The sequence below is a fragment of the Geothrix sp. 21YS21S-4 genome, from assembly GCF_030845995.1.
In the GTDB taxonomy this organism is placed as follows: Bacteria; Acidobacteriota; Holophagae; order Holophagales; family Holophagaceae; genus Geothrix.
In genome coordinates this window covers 2,620,856-2,637,774 of sequence record NZ_CP132719.1, presented here as the reverse complement: position 1 = coordinate 2,637,774, position 16,919 = coordinate 2,620,856, and the positions used below count along the sequence as shown (strand labels likewise).

Below are 16,919 nucleotides of genomic sequence, written 5' to 3'. Positions count from 1 at the left end.
ACGGAATGGACGCACTGCGCACCACCTTTGAACAGCGGCTGGCGGCGGCCCTCCCCGGCGTGGAGATCGCCCTGGAGCGGCCCAAGTCCGGCGACCTGGGCGACCTGGCCTTTCCCTGCTTCCGCGCGGCCAAGCAGCTCGGCAAGAACCCCGTGCAGCTGTCGCAGGAATTGGCCAGCTCCATCGCCATCGAAGGCGCCAGCCTCGTGGCGGCGGGGCCGTACCTCAACCTGAAGCTGACGCCCGCGGCCCGCGCGCAGGCGGTCATGGGCGCCATCGTGGGCGCGCCCGCCGGCCGGCCCTACGGGGCGAGGCCCGCCAACGGCAAGAAGGTGATCGTCGAGTACAGCTCTCCGAACATCGCCAAGCTGTTCACCATTGGCCACCTGCGGTCCACGATGATCGGTCATGCCCTCGCCCAGACCCACCGGTTCCTGGGCTACGACGTGGTCCGCCTCAACCACCTGGGCGACTGGGGCACCCAGTTCGGGACCCTTCTGGCCGCCTACACCCGCTGGGCCCAGGACGGGAACGCTGATCTGGAGAGGGATTTCGACTGGGCCGATCCCGCGCCGGACAAGCGCCGGACGCCGCTGTTCCGCCTGTTCCAGCTCTACGTGCGGTTCCACGCCGAGGAAGAGGCCGATCCCGCCATGCGCGACGAGGCCCGCGGCTGGTTCAAGCGGCTGGAGGAGGGCGACGTCGAGGCCCGCCGCCTGTGGAGCTGGTTCCGCGAGATCTCCCTGCGGGAATTCCAGCGGATCTACGATCGCCTGGGCGTGGGCTTCGACACCCTGGAGCAGGGCGAGGCCTTCTACGAGGATCGCCTGGCGCCGACGTTGAAGCAGTTGGAAGACGCCCGCCTCCTGGTGGAGGGCGACAAGGGCGCCCGAATCGTCGAGCTGGAGGACGTGGGCATCGCCACGCCCTGTCTGGTGCAGAAGGCGGACGGGACCAGCATCTACGCCACCCGCGACCTGGCCGCGGCCCTCTACCGGAAGGAGGCCTACGGCTTTGACCGCTGCCTGTACGTGGTGGGCGCCGATCAGGTGCTGCACTTCCAGCAGATCTTCGCCGTGTTGGACAAGCTGGATTCCTGGTTCAAGGGCCGGATGCTCCACACGCCCTTCGGGATGGTGAAGCTGCCCGAGGGGAAAATGAGCACCCGCAAGGGCAACGTCATCTTCCTGGAGGATGTGCTCGACGAGGCCAAGGAGCGCGTGGCCGCCATCATCGAGGAGAAGAACCCCGAGCTGAAGGACAAGGCGGCCGTCGCCGAGATTTTGGGAATGGGCGCGGTGGTGTTCTTCGACGCGATGAACGACCGCGTGAAGCCCATCACCTTCACCTGGGACCGCGTCATCGCCCTGGACGGCGATACCGGCCCCTACGTGCAGTACGCCCACGCCCGGATCCTGAGCGTCCTCCGCAAGGCTGGCGGCGACTGGGCCGCGAAGGCGCAGGTGGTTTCCGAAGACGGCCCCTTCCTGGCCTTCCCGAAAGCCGAGCTTCCTACGGATTCCGCCGGTCTCGCAGCGCCCGAGGCCCAGGCTCTGCTGTTCGAACTGGCCGGCCTGCCCGGCGCCATCGCCGCCGTGGCCGACGGCTGCATGGCCACGCCCCTGGCGCGCCAGCTGGTGGCTGTGGCCCGGTCCTTCAGCGGCTACTACACCAACTGCCCCATCCTCGCCCCGGACAACGCCCCCGAGATCCGCGACGCTCGCCTCGCCCTGTGCGTGGCCACCGCCCGCGCGCTGCGCCAGGGGCTGTTCCTGATGGGCATCCGCGCGCCGGAGGAGATGTGAGCATCCAGCCGGGACAAGATCACCACCAAGACACCAAGGCACCAAGAAAAGATCTTTCGAAAGAGGAAGAGAAGGTGGCGACTCTCATCGTCGATGCAGCGATCAAAGTGCATCGGACGTTGGGTCCTGGTTTGCTGGAAAGTGTGTACGAAGCCTGCCTTGCTCACGAGTTGAGGCAACGAGGTGCGACTGTCGAGACTCAGGTCCTGGTTCCAATCCGTTACGAGAATTTGACCCTTGATGGTGGATTCCGGTTGGACATGCTCGTGGATGGCATTGCCATCATCGAACTGAAGATGTTGGAGAAGCTTCTTCCCATCCACGACGCCCAGCTTCTGACCTATTTGAAGCTTTCGAGCCGCAGGCTTGGTTTTCTTCTCAACTTCAATGTCCCTCTCATGAAGAGCGGAATCTCTCGATTCGTCTTATAGGGCTTTTGCAGTTCTTGGCGCCTTGGTGTCTTGGTGGTGATCAGTTGTTGGGGGAGCAGGCGATGACTAAGTATGTGTTCGTAACCGGCGGGGTGCTGTCGAGCCTGGGCAAGGGGATCGCGGCGGCGTCGCTGGGGGCGCTGCTGGAGGCCCGCGGGCTGAAGGTCACGCTGATGAAGATGGATCCCTACCTCAACGTGGATCCGGGCACGATGTCGCCGTTCCAGCACGGGGAGGTGTTCGTCACCGACGACGGCGCGGAGACGGACTTGGACCTCGGCCACTACGAGCGGTTCACGTCGGTGCCCACCACGCACAACCACACCATCACGACCGGACGGATCTACAACACCGTGATCCAGAAGGAGCGGCGCGGGGACTACCTCGGCAAGACGGTCCAGGTGATCCCCCACATCACGGACGAGATCAAGGGCGTGATGCGGAAGGTCGCCAAGGACATGGACGTGGTGATCGTCGAGATCGGCGGGACCGTCGGCGACATCGAGAGCCAGCCGTTTCTGGAGGCCATCCGCCAGTTCAAGCTGGAGGCGGGCCTCGACTCCCAGATGAAGGCCAACGCCATCAACATGCACCTGACCTACGTGCCCTTCATCAAGGCGGCGGGGGAGCTGAAATCCAAGCCGACCCAGCACAGCGTCAAGGAACTGCGGGCCCTCGGCATCCAGCCGGACATCCTGCTGTGCCGCGCGGAGCAGGACATCCCACGGGACCTGAAGGACAAGATCGCCCTGTTCTGCTCGGTCACGCCGGACGCGGTGTTCAGCGCGCGGGACGCCCACTCCATCTACGAAGTGCCCCTCAACCTCCACCTGGAGCGCCTGGACGCGAAGGCCGCGACCCTGCTGGGCCTGGGCGAGAAGGAGCCCGACCTCAGCGCCTGGCAGGATCTCCTCCACCGGATCCGCAATCCCAAGGGGAACGTGCGCATCGGGATCGTGGGCAAGTACGTGGAGTTCAAGGAGAGCTACAAGAGCCTCATCGAGGCGCTGCACCACGCGGGCTACGGGCTGGAGACCCACGTCGACCTGAAGTGGATCGAGGCCGAGGACCTGGAGGACCAGGATCCCGCGGCCTTCCTCCAGGACTGCCACGGAATCCTCGTTCCCGGCGGGTTTGGTGTGCGCGGGACACGCGGGATGATCAAGTCCATCCAGTACGCCCGCGAGCACCGCATTCCGTTCTTCGGGATCTGCCTGGGAATGCAGATGGCCTCCGTGGAGTTCGCGCGGGACGTGGCGGGGCTCGAAGGCGCCGATTCCACCGAGTTCGACGACGCCCCGAAGCACCGCGTGATCTTCAAGCTGCGGGAGCTGGTGGACGTGGAGGAGCTGGGCGGGACCATGCGCCTGGGCGCCTATCCGTGCCGGTTGGAGCCCGGCAGCCAGGCCGCGAAGGCCTACGGCGCGACGGAGATCAGCGAGCGCCACCGCCACCGCTACGAGTTCAACCACGAGTACAAGAAGGCGCTGGAGGACAAGGGCCTCGCCTTCACCGGGATGAGCCCCGACGGCGTGTTCGTCGAGATCGTGGAGCTGAAGGACCATCCCTACTTCCTGGCCTGCCAGTTCCACCCCGAGTTCAAGAGTCGGCCCCTCACGCCGCATCCGCTGTTCACCGCCTTCGTGAAGGCGAGCGCCGCCGCCCGCGGCTGAAGCGCGCAGGAGGAAACCGGCCCCCGGAGCGCGGTGAAAACCCGTTCCGGGGGCCGGGCTTTGCCGCGAATCGGTCATTCCGGTCCAGCCGGGGCCCGATCTTCGCGATCCGTCAAGGCGCATGGGGACTGGAGCCTCGTATTACGACCTACTGGTTGTTTTTGGTTGCCGCGAAAAATGATCTAAATATCATTTATGCGGAGGCGGCCCTTCCTGATGGTCCGACGCTCCAGTTCATTGCCAGACGACCGAGGAGGGACCATGCAACTTTCGGGCTTGCGCTACGGCTCCAAGCTTCTGCAGCTGGTTGAGTTTCCCGTGGCGGATTTCATCGACGGCTCCGCCACCAACCAGGAGATCCAGCAGTTCCTCGAGAAGCACCGGAAGCTGGTGGTGAAACCGGCCTTCTACGGCGGCGTCGGCAAGAAGGGGAAGGCGGGGCTGGTCCGGGTGGTCAGCACGCTGCAGGAGGCGCTGCAGGCGAAGCGCGACCTGTTCTTCGCGCAGCACACCTACGGGAACAAGGTCGTCACCGCCAACGGCGTGACGATGGAGGCCTTCGTGCCGTCCGATCTGGAGGTCTACTTCAGCATCTCCAGCTCCAGCGTCCACCGCGGGCCGGTGTTCACCATCACGCCCTGGGGCGGCGTGGACATCGAGGCCCTGCCGGCGGAGAAGAAGGCCGTGGTGGAGATCGATCCCTTCATCGGGATCAACGCCTTCGAGATCACGAATGCCCTCACGGACACCGGCTGTCCCGAGGCCTTCATCTCGGCGCTGGTCCAGCACCTGCCCAAGCTGTGGGAGCTGTACGACGGCTACGGCCTCACCACCATCGAACTGAATCCCATCCGCGTGATGCGGCGCGGCAACCAGCTCCTGCCCGTGGCCTGCGACGTGAAGGCGAGCTTCGATCAGGACAACCCGGCCTGGAAGCGGATCGGGCTCCCCGACGCCCTCTTCCAGACGGAGACCACGGCCTTCGAGGCGGACATCAACGAACTCCGCACCTACCAGGGCCAGAGCGACGTGCTGGAGATGAATCCCCAGGGAAGCATCCTGCCGTTCATGTTCGGCGGCGGCGCCAACAGCGCGGGAACGGAGAGCCTGGGCGAGGCGGCGATCTTCTCGTCGGATTTCGGGGGGAATCCGCCCTACGAGAAGATGTACGAGATCAGCCGCATCGTGTTCGAGCATTGGTACCACCAGGCGAGCATGCTCCTGCTCATCGGGGGGAAGGCGAACAACACGGACATCTACGTGACCTTCAAGGGCGTGTTCGACGCCCTGCGCGACCACGTGGCGAAGGCCGGCTGGAAGCCGCTCTACGTCGTCGTCGGACGGGGCGGGCCCAACGTGGTGAAGGGCATGTTCTACGCGAAGGACATCCTCGACCGGCTGCGCCTGCCGTACAAGATGTTCGGCCACGACACCTCGATGATCCTGACGCTGGAGTATGCGCGGAAGGTGGACCGCTGGTGGCGGGACGAGGGCGCCGCCGCCTACCGCAAGCAGATCGAAAACCTGGTCCGGGCCTAGGAGACCGCCATGCGACGACTGAAGACCCGCCCCTTCCCCTACTACGTCGGCCTGCACTCCCTGGAGGAGCTGGTCACCCGCGACCACCGCGTGTGCGTGATGAACATCCTCGGCAGCGAGAGCCGCAAGGTCACGCCGGTCTCCCACGAGTACAGCGGCGGCAACGTGGTGGCCGGCGTGCAGTACGGCCGGCGCGGCGCGTTGGAGACCAAGCTGGGCGACATCCCCGTCTACCGCAGCATCCGCGAAGTCATGGAGCAGGGCATCGCCTTCGACATGGGCGTGGTCTACATCCCGCCCCTCGGCGTGTGCAAAGCGGTGTCCGAGCTGGTGACCCACAACGAGGCCCTCAAGCGCATCGTGATCGTCACCGAGAAGGTGCCGGCGCGGGACTCCCGCAACATCCGCGCCCTCTGCCAGGAAGCGGGCGTGGACGTCATCGGCGCCAACTGTCTCGGCATGGCCAACGCCTGGGATCGCGTCCGCATCGGCGGCAGCCTCGGCGGCGACCATCCCGACGAGACGCTGGTGAAGGGTTCCATCGCCATCCACTCCAATTCGGGCAACTTCACCACCACCATGGCGGAGTACCTCCGCACCGCCGGCTTCGGGATCAGCACCGCCGTCTCCAGCGGGAAGGACGTCTACATCCACTTCGCCCTGCCGGAGTTCCTGTACGCTGCGCAGAACGATCCCCGCACCAAGGCCGTGGTGGTCTACGTGGAGCCCGGCGGCTACTACGAGAAGCTGGCGCTGGACTGGATCCGGGACCGCGCCTTCGGGTTCACGAAGCCGATCATCGCCTGCGTCACCGGCCGCTGGAAGAAGAACCTCACCCGGGCCTGCGGCCACGCCGGGGCGCTGTCGGGCAGCGGGGACGACGCCGAGAGCAAGGAGCGCTGGTTCGACGAGTACTTCGGCGTGGACGTCTTCGATCCCGCGACCTGCCAGGTGAGCAAGCGCGGGGTGCGCGTCCCCAGCATCCAGTACATCCCGGATGCGGTGCGGGCGGTGTTCGACAAGATCGACGAGAAGCCGGACTTCCCCGCCACGGGGGATCTGTCCCTGAAGCTCTGGCTGAGCGATGCCATGGTGGCCCTGCCCGCGGGCATGGCGCTTCCCGCCGTGAAGGCCCCCGCGCCCTACGACGCCCAGATCATCGAGGTGAACAAGCAGGTCGGCGCCCACTACCTGCGGCAGAACATGGCCTCGAAGTCGGGCGCCTCGCGCATGAACCGCGAGACCCAGGTGTCGGAGCTGCACGGCAAGACGGTGCTCGACCTGTCCCGCCACACGCTGGAGGAGAACCTCTACTTCGCGCTGACCAAGGTGATGCCGGAGAAGAGCGACATCCCCACCCTCAACCTGATCCTCAACCTGTTCCTCAAGATCGACGAGCGCCGGATGGAGCTGATCGACGTGGGCCGGGCCAACGGCTGCACGCCCAATGCCTACCTGGCGTCCCTGATCTCCCTCGTGGGCGACAAGGGCGTCCTGGCGAAGTCCCGCGAACACGCCCGCTTCGTCATCGACCTCATCCGGGAGTTCGGGCTGGACGAGCGCACCACGACCTTTCCTCCGGAGCTGGACGACTACGTCATCCGCCACCTGCTGGGGCCCGATCCCTCGCGGAAGACGGACGTGTCCGACCTGCTGCTCAAGGAGGTCAAGAAGTCCCAGAAGTCCTGCGTGGCGCTCAAGGTCTGCCAGCACATCATCGCCCTGGCGGAGGCGCGGGGCCTGGAGATCCGCGATACCTACGAGTTCCTGCTCGCGGCCATCGCCGTCTGCGTTCTGTGGAATCCGATGCTGGAGAAGCGGATCAGCCGGCAGGTGGTGGAGGACGCCGTCGCCTACTTCTACCTGATGGCCCGCATCGTGGCCTATTCGGTGGTGGACCGCGCCCACAATCCCCACTGGAAGAAGCTGGTGGACAAGAAGCTGTCCAACCTCAACCACAGCTTCACGGAGAACGCCTTCAAGGTGCTGTTCAGCCGCGTGCCGGAGCCCTCGGAGCTGCTGGAGTTCCAGACGCTCCTGGGCCTCACCGTCACCAACGGCCCCGGCACCCTGTCGGCCAAGGGCGCCAAGGAGAGCGTCAGCGCCCGGAACGACGTGTCCATGGCCTTCGTCGGATTCCTCGCCAACACCGGCCGCGCCCACGGAGGGAACGGCCACGAGGCCATCGACTACCTGGTGACGCAGTTCCAGGACGTGTCGCTGCCCGATCCCGGCAATCCCGATCACGGGCTCGACCTGAAGGCGATGGCGGTGAAGGCGGCCAAAGCCTATGGCAGCTACAAGAAGGAGGCGCAGGAGAGCGGGGATACGCCCGTGAAGCCGATCCCCTGCGTCAACCATCCGGTCTTCCGGGGCAACCACATCAACGTGGATCCGCGCGAGCAGTTCGTGGCGGCGATGTTCAAGGGGAAGGGCGTCTACAACGTCTTCTGGGAGTTCTATCACCTGCTGGTGCAGGCGCTGTACGACGAGGGCGTCACCAAGAACGTGTTCTGCGTGAACGTGGACGCGGTCCTGGCGGTGATCAGCCTCAAGCTGGCGTGGAAGGATCTCCAGGCCGGGCGCATGTCGCTCCGGCAGGTGCAGGATCTGGCCTTCACCCTGTTCCTGTTCGGCCGCGCCGTGGGCACCGCCGCGGAGATCGCCGACCACCGCGACCGGGGGTTGGACATGGACTGCCGCACGCCGGAAGCGGAACTGTCCTTCGTGCTGTGACCGGTCCCGGCACAGAAAAGGGGCGGGCCTTTGCGCCCGCCCCTTTTCCGAATTCCGGGAAACCTACTTGCGCCCGCCCTTGGCCGCCCACTCTTCGAGCATGGCGGTGGTGACGGACTTGGGGCGCTCCAGGGGATAGCCCAGGGCGCGGTCCCAGGTGATGTTGGCGAGCACGCCGAGGGCGCGGCCCACGCCGAAGAGCACGGTGTAGAAGTCGTACTCGCGCAGCCCGTAGTACCACTGGATCACGCCGCTCTGCGCGTCCACGTTGGGCCAGGGGTTCTTGGTCTTGCCCTGCTCGGTGAGCACGCCGGGAGCCACCTTGTAGATCATGTTGACCAGCTTGAAGAGCGGATCGGTGGGCAGGTGATTGAGGCAGAACTCCATCTGCGCGGTGTAGCGGGGGTCGGTCTTGCGCAGGATGGCGTGGCCGTAGCCGGGGATGACCTGGCCGGCGTTGAGCGTGTCCCACAGCGCCTTCTTGACGTTCTCCTCGGTGGCCTCGGCGCCGTCCAGCTGCTTCTGGAACTTGAGGATCCAATCCAGGACTTCCTGGTTGGCCAGGCCGTGCAGGGGACCCGCGAGGCCGTTCAGGCCGGCGCTGAAGCTGTAGTAGGCGTCGGACAGGGCGGAGGCCACCAGGTGGGTGGTGTGGGCGCTGACATTGCCGCTCTCGTGGTCGCTGTGGAGGATGAAGTACATCCGGGCCACGTCGTCGTAGGGCTTGTCGATGCCCATCATGTGGGCGAAGTTGGCGCCCAGGTCCAGACCCGGCTTCGCGGGGATGATGTCGCCATTCTTGTACTTGTGGCGGTAGATGAAGGCCGCGATCCGGGGCAGGCGGGCCACCAAGTCCGAGGCGTCCTCGAACATGGGATCCCAGTAGTCGGTCTTCTTCGTGCCGTGGTAGGCGGCGGCGAACTTGCTGTCCTTCTGCATGGAGAGGACGGCGGCGGACAGCATCACCATCGGGTGGCTGTCCTTGGGCAGGGCGCGGATCACGTCGTAGACGTACTCGGGCACTTCGGCACGGGCCTGGAAGTCGGACACGATCTCGTCCGTCTCCTCCTGGGTGGGGACTTCGCCCGTGAGGAGGAAGTGCCAGAAGGATTCCACGGTGGGGTACTCGCCGCCCGCCGCCTTGGGGAGCGCCGCGAAGGTCTCGGGAATGTTCTTGCCCCGGAAGCGGATGCCCTCCTGGTAGTCGAGGTAGGAGATGTCCGTCACGAGCGCGTGGATGTCGCGGGCGCCGCCCAGCGCCTGGCTGATCGTCACCTGGTCGATGACCACGTCGCCGAATTCCTTGTTGAGCTTCTGGGTGCGCGGCCGGTGTTCCTGGATCTTTTCAAGCAGGCGGGCTTTGAGGGTCATGGGCGGCTCCTGTGAAGAGGGGTGGAAGACGTTGGGACACCGGATGGGCGGGCGCCTCGTCCGCCGAGGGCGCCGCAAACTATTGTGCTCGCTCAAGAATCGTTCTGGCTGGGCCGGGGATCGTCAGGGCAGAGTATTACCTGTGCAGAAAGGATCTTCCGTGACGTTGGTCAATCGTTCCCTCCGGATCTCCAGCCCCCTTGCGGGTTTCCTTGGGGTAGGACTGGCGTTGTCACCCGCAACGGTGTACGCCCAGGCGACCCCGCGCCCCAACCGCGTCGCATGGTTCGCGGGCTTTCCGGAGCCCCTTCCCGAGGGCGTCACCGAAGTGGCGATCGAGGCCACCAGCCAGATGCTCCGCCCGGATCTGGAGCGCAGTTCCGACGGCCGCAGCTTCGCGCGGCTGGACGGCGAGGAGTGGCAGTTCACGGGCGACTGGGCGATGAAGGCGGGCTCCTCCCGCGTGAACGTGCGGGCGCGAGTGCTCTCGCGCTCCGGCGGCATCGCGGATCAGGCCATGTGGAACTGGCATCAGCTGTTCAACATGCCCCAGGGCGGGCGCGAGGATGCCCCCAAGAACCGCCTCGCCTATCACCTGGAGCGGGACGGGCAGGTGGTGGGGGACCTCTCCCGCGCCGGCGTGGCGCTCATGGACCTGGACGTGGCGTGGGTGCGGCCCTTCGGGACCTCCGACGCGGGCGGCCGCGTGGGCGCGTCGGTGCAGTTGCCCACGGGAAAGCAGTCGGATTTCTCGGGGAGCGGCAGCACGGACGGCCTGGTGGGCGGCGCGCTGTGGCGGCGCTTCGGACGCTGGACCGTGTTCGGGCAGGCGGAGCGCGTGATCCTCGGGCTGTCGGACCACAGCCCGCTGCGGACGGTGATGGACAAGACCTCCTTCAGCCGCGCGTGGGCTTCCCTGGGCTGGCAGGGCGAGGGCGCGGGGCTCGTGTCCGGCCTCGGGATCGAGGCCAGCCTGGGCTACGCCGGGAGCCCCTACCGCACGGGCCTGTCGCGCCTGGACCGCGCGGGCTGGCAGCAGCACTGGACCATCCGCCACACGCGCCTTCCCCGGTGGCGGTTCGGATTCAGCGAAGAGGCGGGGACCTTCACCGCCCCCGACGTCACGGCCTTCGTGGCCTACCGCTTCGGGCAGTCCTGATCGGCCCCGGGCCTGTAAACTAAGAGGTTCAGCCGGAGTCCCCATGCAGCCCAACCAGTACCGCGACGTGCGCCTCGAGAAGCTCGGGAAGCTCAAGGCCCTGGGGGTGGACCCCTGGCCGCGGAAGGCGAAGCGGACCCACGGAATCGCCCAGCTGGCCGCGGCCTACGCCGACGCCGAAGCGTGGCCCAACGAGCGGCTGGAAGGGCTGGAAGTGACGGTCTCTGCCATGGGCCGCGTGCTCACCATCCGCGAGATGGGCAAGAGCGTCTTCGCGCACCTCACGGAGAACGGCGAGAAGCTGCAGGCCTTCTTCCGCAAGGAGGACCTCGCGGAGCCCGGGTGGGACGTTCTCAAGCTCCTGGACATGGGCGATTTCATCAGCGTCACCGGCCCGCTCATGCGGACGAAGACCGGCGAGCTGAGCATCCGGGTGAAGGAGGTCCAGTTCCTCAGCAAGGCCCTGCTGCCCCTGCCCGAGAAGTGGCACGGCCTGCAGGACAAGGAGCAGCGCTACCGCCAGCGGTACCTGGACCTTATCTCCAATACCGAAGTCCTGAAGACGTTCCAGACGCGGTCGAAAATCGTGAGCGCCATCCGCCGCTTCATGGAGGAGCGGGGCTACCTGGAGGTGGAGACGCCGATGATGCAGCCCATCCCGGGCGGCGCCACGGCCCGGCCGTTCACCACCCACCACAACGCCCTGGACATGGCCCTCTACCTGCGGATCGCGCCGGAGCTGTATCTCAAGCGGCTCATCGTCGGCGGGTTCGAGAAGGTCTTCGAGATCAACCGCAACTTCCGCAATGAAGGGCTCAGCGTCCGCCACAACCCTGAGTTCACCATGATGGAGATGTACGAGGCCGGCAGCGACCTGCGCGACATGATGGCCCTCACGGAGAACTTGCTGAGCCAGGTGGCCCGCGAGGTCATGGGCTCCGAGCGCCTGCCCTGGGGCGAGGAGGTGATCTCCTACGCCGCGCCCTTCCGCCGCCTGACGCTGAAGAACGCCATCGCCGAGTACGGCCGCATCGAGCCCCACCTCCTGGAGGACGGCGAGAGCGTGCGGACCCTGGCCAAGGCCGCGTTCCTGGAGGACGTGGACAAGAAGACCACGGGCCTTCTGCTGGGCGAGCTGTTCGAGCACCACGCCGAAAAGAAGCTGATCCAGCCCACCTTCATCACCGACTACCCCATCGAGCTGTCGCCGCTCACCAAGACCCTCGAAGGCGACGACCGCTTCGTGGACCGCTTCGAGCTGTTCGTCGGCGGGATGGAGCTGGCCAACGCCTACTCCGAGCTGAACGATCCCATCGACCAGATGGGCCGCTTCCAGGCCCAGATGGACGAGCGGGAGGCGGGCAACGACGAGGCCATGCTGCTGGATCAGGACTTCGTCACCAGCCTGGAGCACGGCTTCCCGCCCTGCGGCGGCGAGGGCATCGGCATCGACCGGATGGTGATGCTGCTGACCAACAGCGCAAGCATCCGCGACGTCATCCTGTTCCCCCATATGCGCCCCACCAAGACTGGCGAGACGGTCGAAAAGGAATAGAGCTTTTCAACCGCAGATGGCGCAGATAACGCAGATGAAGGGCCTGGGTGGTTTTTCATCTGCGGCCCTCTGCGCCATCTGCGGTTAAGACCCAGGAATCGTTCGATCCTGACAAACCGATGTGACGGAAACTTTCCCGACCCACTGCCATACTTGAAAATCCGCGATATGGAGGCTCCCATGCCCGTCCCGATGCTCGAACTCGCGCCGCAGAACGCCGCCGTGAAGACGAAGGTGCTGGAGGGGCTCGCGGGCCTCATCGACCGGTCGGCCTTCATCCTGGGCGAGAACGTGAAGGGGCTGGAGGCCGAGATCTCCGCCTACGCCGGCGCGGCCCACGCGGTGGCCATGTCCAGCGGAACGGACGCGCAGCTGGCGGCCCTGATGGCGCTCGGCATCGGGCACGGCGACGAAGTGATCGTCCCCACCTTCACCTTCTTCGCCACGGCCGGCGTGGTGTCCCGCCTGGGCGCCAAGCCGGTGTTCATCGACCTGGATCCCGCCACCTTCAACGCCACCGGCGCCCTGGTGGAAGCCGCCATCACGCCCCGCACCAAGGCCATCATGCCCGTGCACCTCTTCGGCCAGCTGGCGGAGATGCCCGCGATCATGGCCGTGGCGCAGAAGCACGGCCTGCCCGTGGTGGAGGACGCCTGCCAGAGCCTCGGCGCCAAGGGCTGGGGCAAGTCCGCCGGCCAGTTCGGCGACCTGACCGCCTACAGCTTCTACCCCACCAAGAATCTCGGCGCCTTCGGCGACGCGGGGATGACCGCCGTCCGCGACGACGCGGCCCTGGCCGCGCGGGTCCGCCGCATCCGCGTCCACGGGATGGAGCCCGTCTACATGCACCACGAGGTGGGCATGAACGGGCGCATGGACGAGTTCCAGGCCCTGGTGCTCCGCGCCAAGCTGCCCATGCTCGACGGCTGGCACGAAGGGCGCCGGAAGCACGCCGCCTGGTACCTGGAGCGGATGAAGGGACTGGCCGCCGACGAGGCGGTCCTGCCCCTGGAAGTGGTGCCCGACGGCCGCCACATCTACAACCAGTTCACCATCCGCGTGAAGGGCGGGAAGCGCGACGCGCTCCAGGCCCACCTCAAGGAGCGCGGGATCGGCAGCGCCGTCTACTACCCCATCTGCCTCCACGAGCAGCCCTGCTTCCAGGATCTGGGCTACGCGGTCGGCCAGTTCCCCGAGTCCGAGCGGGCCGCCAAGGAAGTCCTCAGCCTGCCGGTCTATCCCGAGATGACCGAAGCCATGCGGGAGGAAGTGGCCGCCGCGATCCTGGGCTTCTTCGGAAAGAAGTAGCCCCCCGCAGGGCGCGGCGGGAATCAGTTCCGCTGCGCCGCTTCGGCCGCGTCCACCCAGGTGTCCAGGGCCTCCTGCGACGCCGGATCCATTCCCTGGAACTGGATGCCGATTCCCACCAGTTCCAGGGGATCGGCTCCGGGTCGCCCCCCGAGGACGTAGGACACCGTGGCCAGGATCGGCGCCTTGGGCAGTTCGGGATGCTGCAGCACCAAGCCTTCCAGGACGGCCCCGCGTTCGAACAGCCGGGCGTCCCGGGCGCCCACCAGGGCGAAGCATCCGCCGGGGCTGAGGTTCGTGATCCGCACGTCGCGGTAGTCGTGGCCCCGGAGGGTGAACGAGATGGCGAACTCCGCTCCGACGATGATGCGTCGGGCGTCGCGGCGGTCGGCCTGGCTGATCATCCGGGGCTCCGGAGAGGAAATCCTGCCTTGGGTATCGGTGCCTTCCAGGATAGACTGGATTTTCCGAATGGCCTGAACCCACCGGGGGACAGGGCGGATCCAGGATCCGGCCCTGACGGCGCACACGCCGTCTCACCCAAGCGGGGACAACGCGAGCATCTGGCGCTGGCCGCACCTACCCTCATCTCCTCCCTGGAGTTCCCATGGAAATCCTGCTCATCGAGAACGTGCCCCACCTGGGCGGTCGCGGCGACGTCGTGAACGTCAAGGACGGCTACGCCCGCAACTACCTCCTGCCCCGCAAGATGGCCCTCCCCGTCACCGCCGGGAACAAGCGCCAGATCGAGCTGGAGAAGGTGCGCGCCGACAAGCTCCGCGCCAAGGAACTGGCCGACGCCAAGAGCCTGGCGGAGAAGCTCGAAGCCGTGAGCCTCGCCGTGGCCAAGAAGGCCGGCGAGAACGGCCACCTCTTCGGGTCCGTCACCAACGGCGACGTGGCCGAGCTGTTCAAGGGCAAGGGCTTCACCCTGGACCGCCGCGACATCACCGTTCCCCACATCAAGGATGCGGGGACCTACACCGTGGACGTCCGCCTCTACACCGGGGTGCACGCCAAGATCAGCCTGGAAGTCACCGCCGCGGCCACCGCGGAATAACTTTCCTCCATCCCTTCCCCTCGGGCAGGCCCCGCCGCGGGCGCCGGCCCTGCCTGGACTCCGCGCGCCGGAGTTCCCGCCCATTCCCTTCCGAAGGAGCCTTCCATGGCGAAGACCACTGCCAAGCCCGAAACCCTCGGTATCGCCGAGCTCGCCGCCACCCTCGCCGAGGCCCAGGACCTGTCCAAGGCCCGCGCCAAGTCCATCCTGGACGGCGTCCGCGACCACATCGTCGAGACCCTCCTGACCGGCAACCGCGTCAACCTCTTCGGTCTCGGCACCTTCGAGGTCCGCGCCACCAAGGAGAAGATGGGCCGCAACCCCAAGACCGGCGAGAGCATCCAGATCCCCGCCGGCCGCAAGGTCGTCTTCAAGACCGCCAAGGGCCTCAAGGACCAGATGTAACCGACCGCCGGGTGACTCCGAACGCGCCAGTGGCGCGTTCGGAGTCGGGACCCGGCGAGGAGGTTATGCCACAGATGCAGAAGGCCGCCGCAAGGCGGCCTTCGTCGTTGTGAGAGAGACGACCTTGCGGCCGTGCAAGGTCGTCTTCACGCTTCGACCGCAGCCGGAGGCGAAGGGAGAAGAGGGCCGCATCGGCGTAGCCGATGGTGGGGCCGGAGGCCCGAGCCAGGACCGCCAAGGGCCTCAAGGAGCACCTGGAACTGACCGCCGGAGTCGTCTCCTTTCGCGGCACGGAAGTCGAAACTCGGCGAAGAGGCTACTTCCGCCGCCTCACAGCCGGCGCCCCTCTTCCGAAGCCGCGATGAGTTTGCCCAGGCGGCTCCGCCGGGTCTCGGGGCGCTTCGCGCTGACGATCCACCACAGGGCCCGCCGGCGGTAGCCCGGCGGTTGCGCCTGGAAGAAGCGCCACGCCGCTTCATGCTTCCGGAAGAGGACGTCCTCCTGTGGATCGAGGGATGCCTCCTCTGCCTGCTCGTAGGAATAGACCTTCGAGGCAGTCTCCCGCCGGCGGGCGTGGGCTTCCAGGCCAGCTTTCGTCATCCGCCCTTCGGCTTGGAGGACACGCACCCGCTCCAGGTTGACCGCGCTCCAGATGGAGGTCGCCTTTCGCGGCGTGAACCGGATCTGGTAGGAATCTTCGTCGAGGTTCTTCCGTACGCCGTCGATCCAGCCGAAGCACAGCGCCTCGTCCACGGATTCGGGCCAGGTCAAGCTCGGCCGGCCGCTCTTCCGCGTGTGGAAGCCCACGATCACTTCGGAGGCGGTGGCGCCGTGCGCTTCGAGCCAGGCGCGGAAGGCGGCGGGGGTTTCGAAGAAGATCGGCACGTCGGCGCTCCTCGGCCCCGCGATTCAGGACCCGAATTCCGCCGGGCTCAGGGACTGGAGGTAGCGCGTGAGCAGCCGCTGCTTCTCCTGTCCAGCCTTCACTTTCTTCTGGTAGATCGAGAAGCGGTCCTCGGCGGGGCGGATATCGGGGAAGAGGGGCACGAGGTCGCCCCGTTCCAGCTCCCCCAGGACGCTGTACCGCGGGGCCAGAAGAACGCCCATCCCCTCGACGGCGGCGTGGATCATGGCGCGGACGTGGTCCACGGCGATGAAGCGCTCCAGGACCGGCTGGTCGCGGTCGGGGAGGGCCATCAGGAAGCGGTTCCACCAGGTGCCGGCCTTGTCGAGGGAGAGGATCGGGCAGCGGGCGAGGTCCGCGGGCGTCTTCAGCCGGTTCGTCATGCGGAAGGCGGGAGCGCAGGCCACCAGGTATATCTCGCGGAAGAGGGGCGCCTTCCGCAGCGTGGGAAGGGCGTGGTCCTGGCAGTCGATGATCAGGTCGAGGTCATCGCGCAGAAGGGGCGCCACCAGATCCTGGCTGAGGGTGAAGTCGATCTCCAGGTCGGGGTTCGCGGCGAGGAACGGCTGCATGTGCTTCATCAGGATGCTGCTGCCGAATTCCACCGTGGCCCCCACGCGGAGGCGGCCCCGGACGAGGCTGCGGTGCCGCCGCAGGTCCTCGGTGGCGGCGTCGAGGGTGGCGAAGGCCTGTTCGCAGGCGTGGTACAGGCGGCGGCCCTCCTCGGTCAGGCCCAGGCTCCGGCCGCGGCGATCCAGCAGGGCGGTGCCGGCCAGATCCTCCAGCTTGGCCATGGCGTGGCTGACGGCGGACTGGGTGCGGTTCAGCCGCTGGGCGCAGGCCGTGAAGCTGCCGGTCTGGGCCAGCACGAAGAACGTGCGGAGCTGGGGAAGGTCGAGGAGGGCGTCCACAATCATGAATCCTGTTCATGCCTGGCTTGAATAGAATGAATTCAACGCAGGGCCTGGAAGAC

14 protein-coding genes are annotated in these 16,919 nt (G+C 66.6%); 10 read left to right on the top strand and 4 right to left on the bottom strand.

What is annotated here, in order from left to right:
• Nucleotides 1-5: 5 nt before the first annotated feature.
• The 5 genes from argS (at nt 6) to RAH39_RS12020 (ending at nt 8,184) form a co-directional block, all read left to right on the top strand.
• Entirely contained in the window at nt 6-1,805 is a 1,800-nt protein-coding gene (gene argS, locus RAH39_RS12040; protein WP_306590364.1) for an arginine--tRNA ligase, read from the top strand.
• A 2-nt stretch (nt 1,806-1,807) separates the two neighbouring features.
• Complete coding sequence (locus RAH39_RS12035; protein ID WP_373467363.1) at nt 1,808-2,236, top strand: GxxExxY protein; 429 nt, start codon at nt 1,808-1,810, stop codon at nt 2,234-2,236.
• A gap of 62 nt (nt 2,237-2,298) precedes the next feature.
• Nucleotides 2,299-3,909 (top strand): CTP synthase, encoded by a 1,611-nt coding sequence (locus RAH39_RS12030; RefSeq protein ID WP_306590362.1) that lies wholly within the window; start codon nt 2,299-2,301, stop codon nt 3,907-3,909.
• A gap of 261 nt (nt 3,910-4,170) precedes the next feature.
• The gene (locus tag RAH39_RS12025; protein WP_306590361.1) at nt 4,171-5,448 is read left to right on the top strand and encodes an ATP citrate lyase citrate-binding domain-containing protein; all 1,278 of its coding nucleotides are present in this window, start codon (nt 4,171-4,173) and stop codon (nt 5,446-5,448) included.
• 9 nt (nt 5,449-5,457) lie between these two features.
• Complete coding sequence (locus RAH39_RS12020; RefSeq protein ID WP_306590360.1) at nt 5,458-8,184, top strand: hypothetical protein; 2,727 nt, start codon at nt 5,458-5,460, stop codon at nt 8,182-8,184.
• A gap of 63 nt (nt 8,185-8,247) precedes the next feature.
• Here RAH39_RS12020 and RAH39_RS12015 read toward each other — a convergent pair whose 3' ends face one another.
• Nucleotides 8,248-9,555, bottom strand: a complete 1,308-nt coding sequence (locus RAH39_RS12015) for a citrate (Si)-synthase (protein ID WP_306590359.1) — start codon at nt 9,553-9,555, stop codon at nt 8,248-8,250.
• A gap of 229 nt (nt 9,556-9,784) precedes the next feature.
• Here RAH39_RS12015 and RAH39_RS12010 point away from each other — a divergent pair, with 229 nt between their 5' ends.
• The 3 genes from RAH39_RS12010 (at nt 9,785) to RAH39_RS12000 (ending at nt 13,577) form a co-directional block, all read left to right on the top strand.
• A complete protein-coding gene (locus RAH39_RS12010) occupies nt 9,785-10,714 on the top strand; it encodes a DUF3187 family protein (RefSeq protein WP_306590358.1) in 930 nt (309 codons plus the stop codon).
• Nucleotides 10,715-10,757: 43 nt separating this feature from the next.
• The gene (gene lysS / locus RAH39_RS12005; protein WP_306590357.1) at nt 10,758-12,269 is read left to right on the top strand and encodes a lysine--tRNA ligase; all 1,512 of its coding nucleotides are present in this window, start codon (nt 10,758-10,760) and stop codon (nt 12,267-12,269) included.
• Nucleotides 12,270-12,449: 180 nt separating this feature from the next.
• Nucleotides 12,450-13,577, top strand: a complete 1,128-nt coding sequence (locus tag RAH39_RS12000; protein ID WP_306590356.1) for a DegT/DnrJ/EryC1/StrS family aminotransferase — start codon at nt 12,450-12,452, stop codon at nt 13,575-13,577.
• A 23-nt stretch (nt 13,578-13,600) separates the two neighbouring features.
• On the opposite strand, the gene RAH39_RS11995 is transcribed toward RAH39_RS12000, so the two are convergent.
• Nucleotides 13,601-13,981: a PilZ domain-containing protein gene (locus RAH39_RS11995; RefSeq protein WP_306590355.1), complete on the bottom strand. Its 381-nt coding sequence runs from the start codon at nt 13,979-13,981 to the stop codon at nt 13,601-13,603.
• 203 nt (nt 13,982-14,184) lie between these two features.
• Here RAH39_RS11995 and rplI point away from each other — a divergent pair, with 203 nt between their 5' ends.
• Both rplI and RAH39_RS11985 read left to right on the top strand, forming a co-directional pair.
• Entirely contained in the window at nt 14,185-14,637 is a 453-nt protein-coding gene (gene rplI / locus RAH39_RS11990; protein ID WP_306590354.1) for a 50S ribosomal protein L9, read from the top strand.
• A gap of 105 nt (nt 14,638-14,742) precedes the next feature.
• Nucleotides 14,743-15,042 (top strand): HU family DNA-binding protein, encoded by a 300-nt coding sequence (locus RAH39_RS11985; protein WP_306590353.1) that lies wholly within the window; start codon nt 14,743-14,745, stop codon nt 15,040-15,042.
• Nucleotides 15,043-15,372: 330 nt separating this feature from the next.
• Here the strand turns inward: RAH39_RS11985 and RAH39_RS11980 are convergent, their stop codons facing one another.
• Both RAH39_RS11980 and RAH39_RS11975 read right to left on the bottom strand, forming a co-directional pair.
• Nucleotides 15,373-15,927 (bottom strand): YdeI/OmpD-associated family protein, encoded by a 555-nt coding sequence (locus RAH39_RS11980; protein WP_306590352.1) that lies wholly within the window; start codon nt 15,925-15,927, stop codon nt 15,373-15,375.
• Nucleotides 15,928-15,951: 24 nt separating this feature from the next.
• Nucleotides 15,952-16,863, bottom strand: a complete 912-nt coding sequence (locus RAH39_RS11975; RefSeq protein ID WP_306590351.1) for a LysR family transcriptional regulator — start codon at nt 16,861-16,863, stop codon at nt 15,952-15,954.
• Nucleotides 16,864-16,919 lie beyond the last annotated feature (56 nt).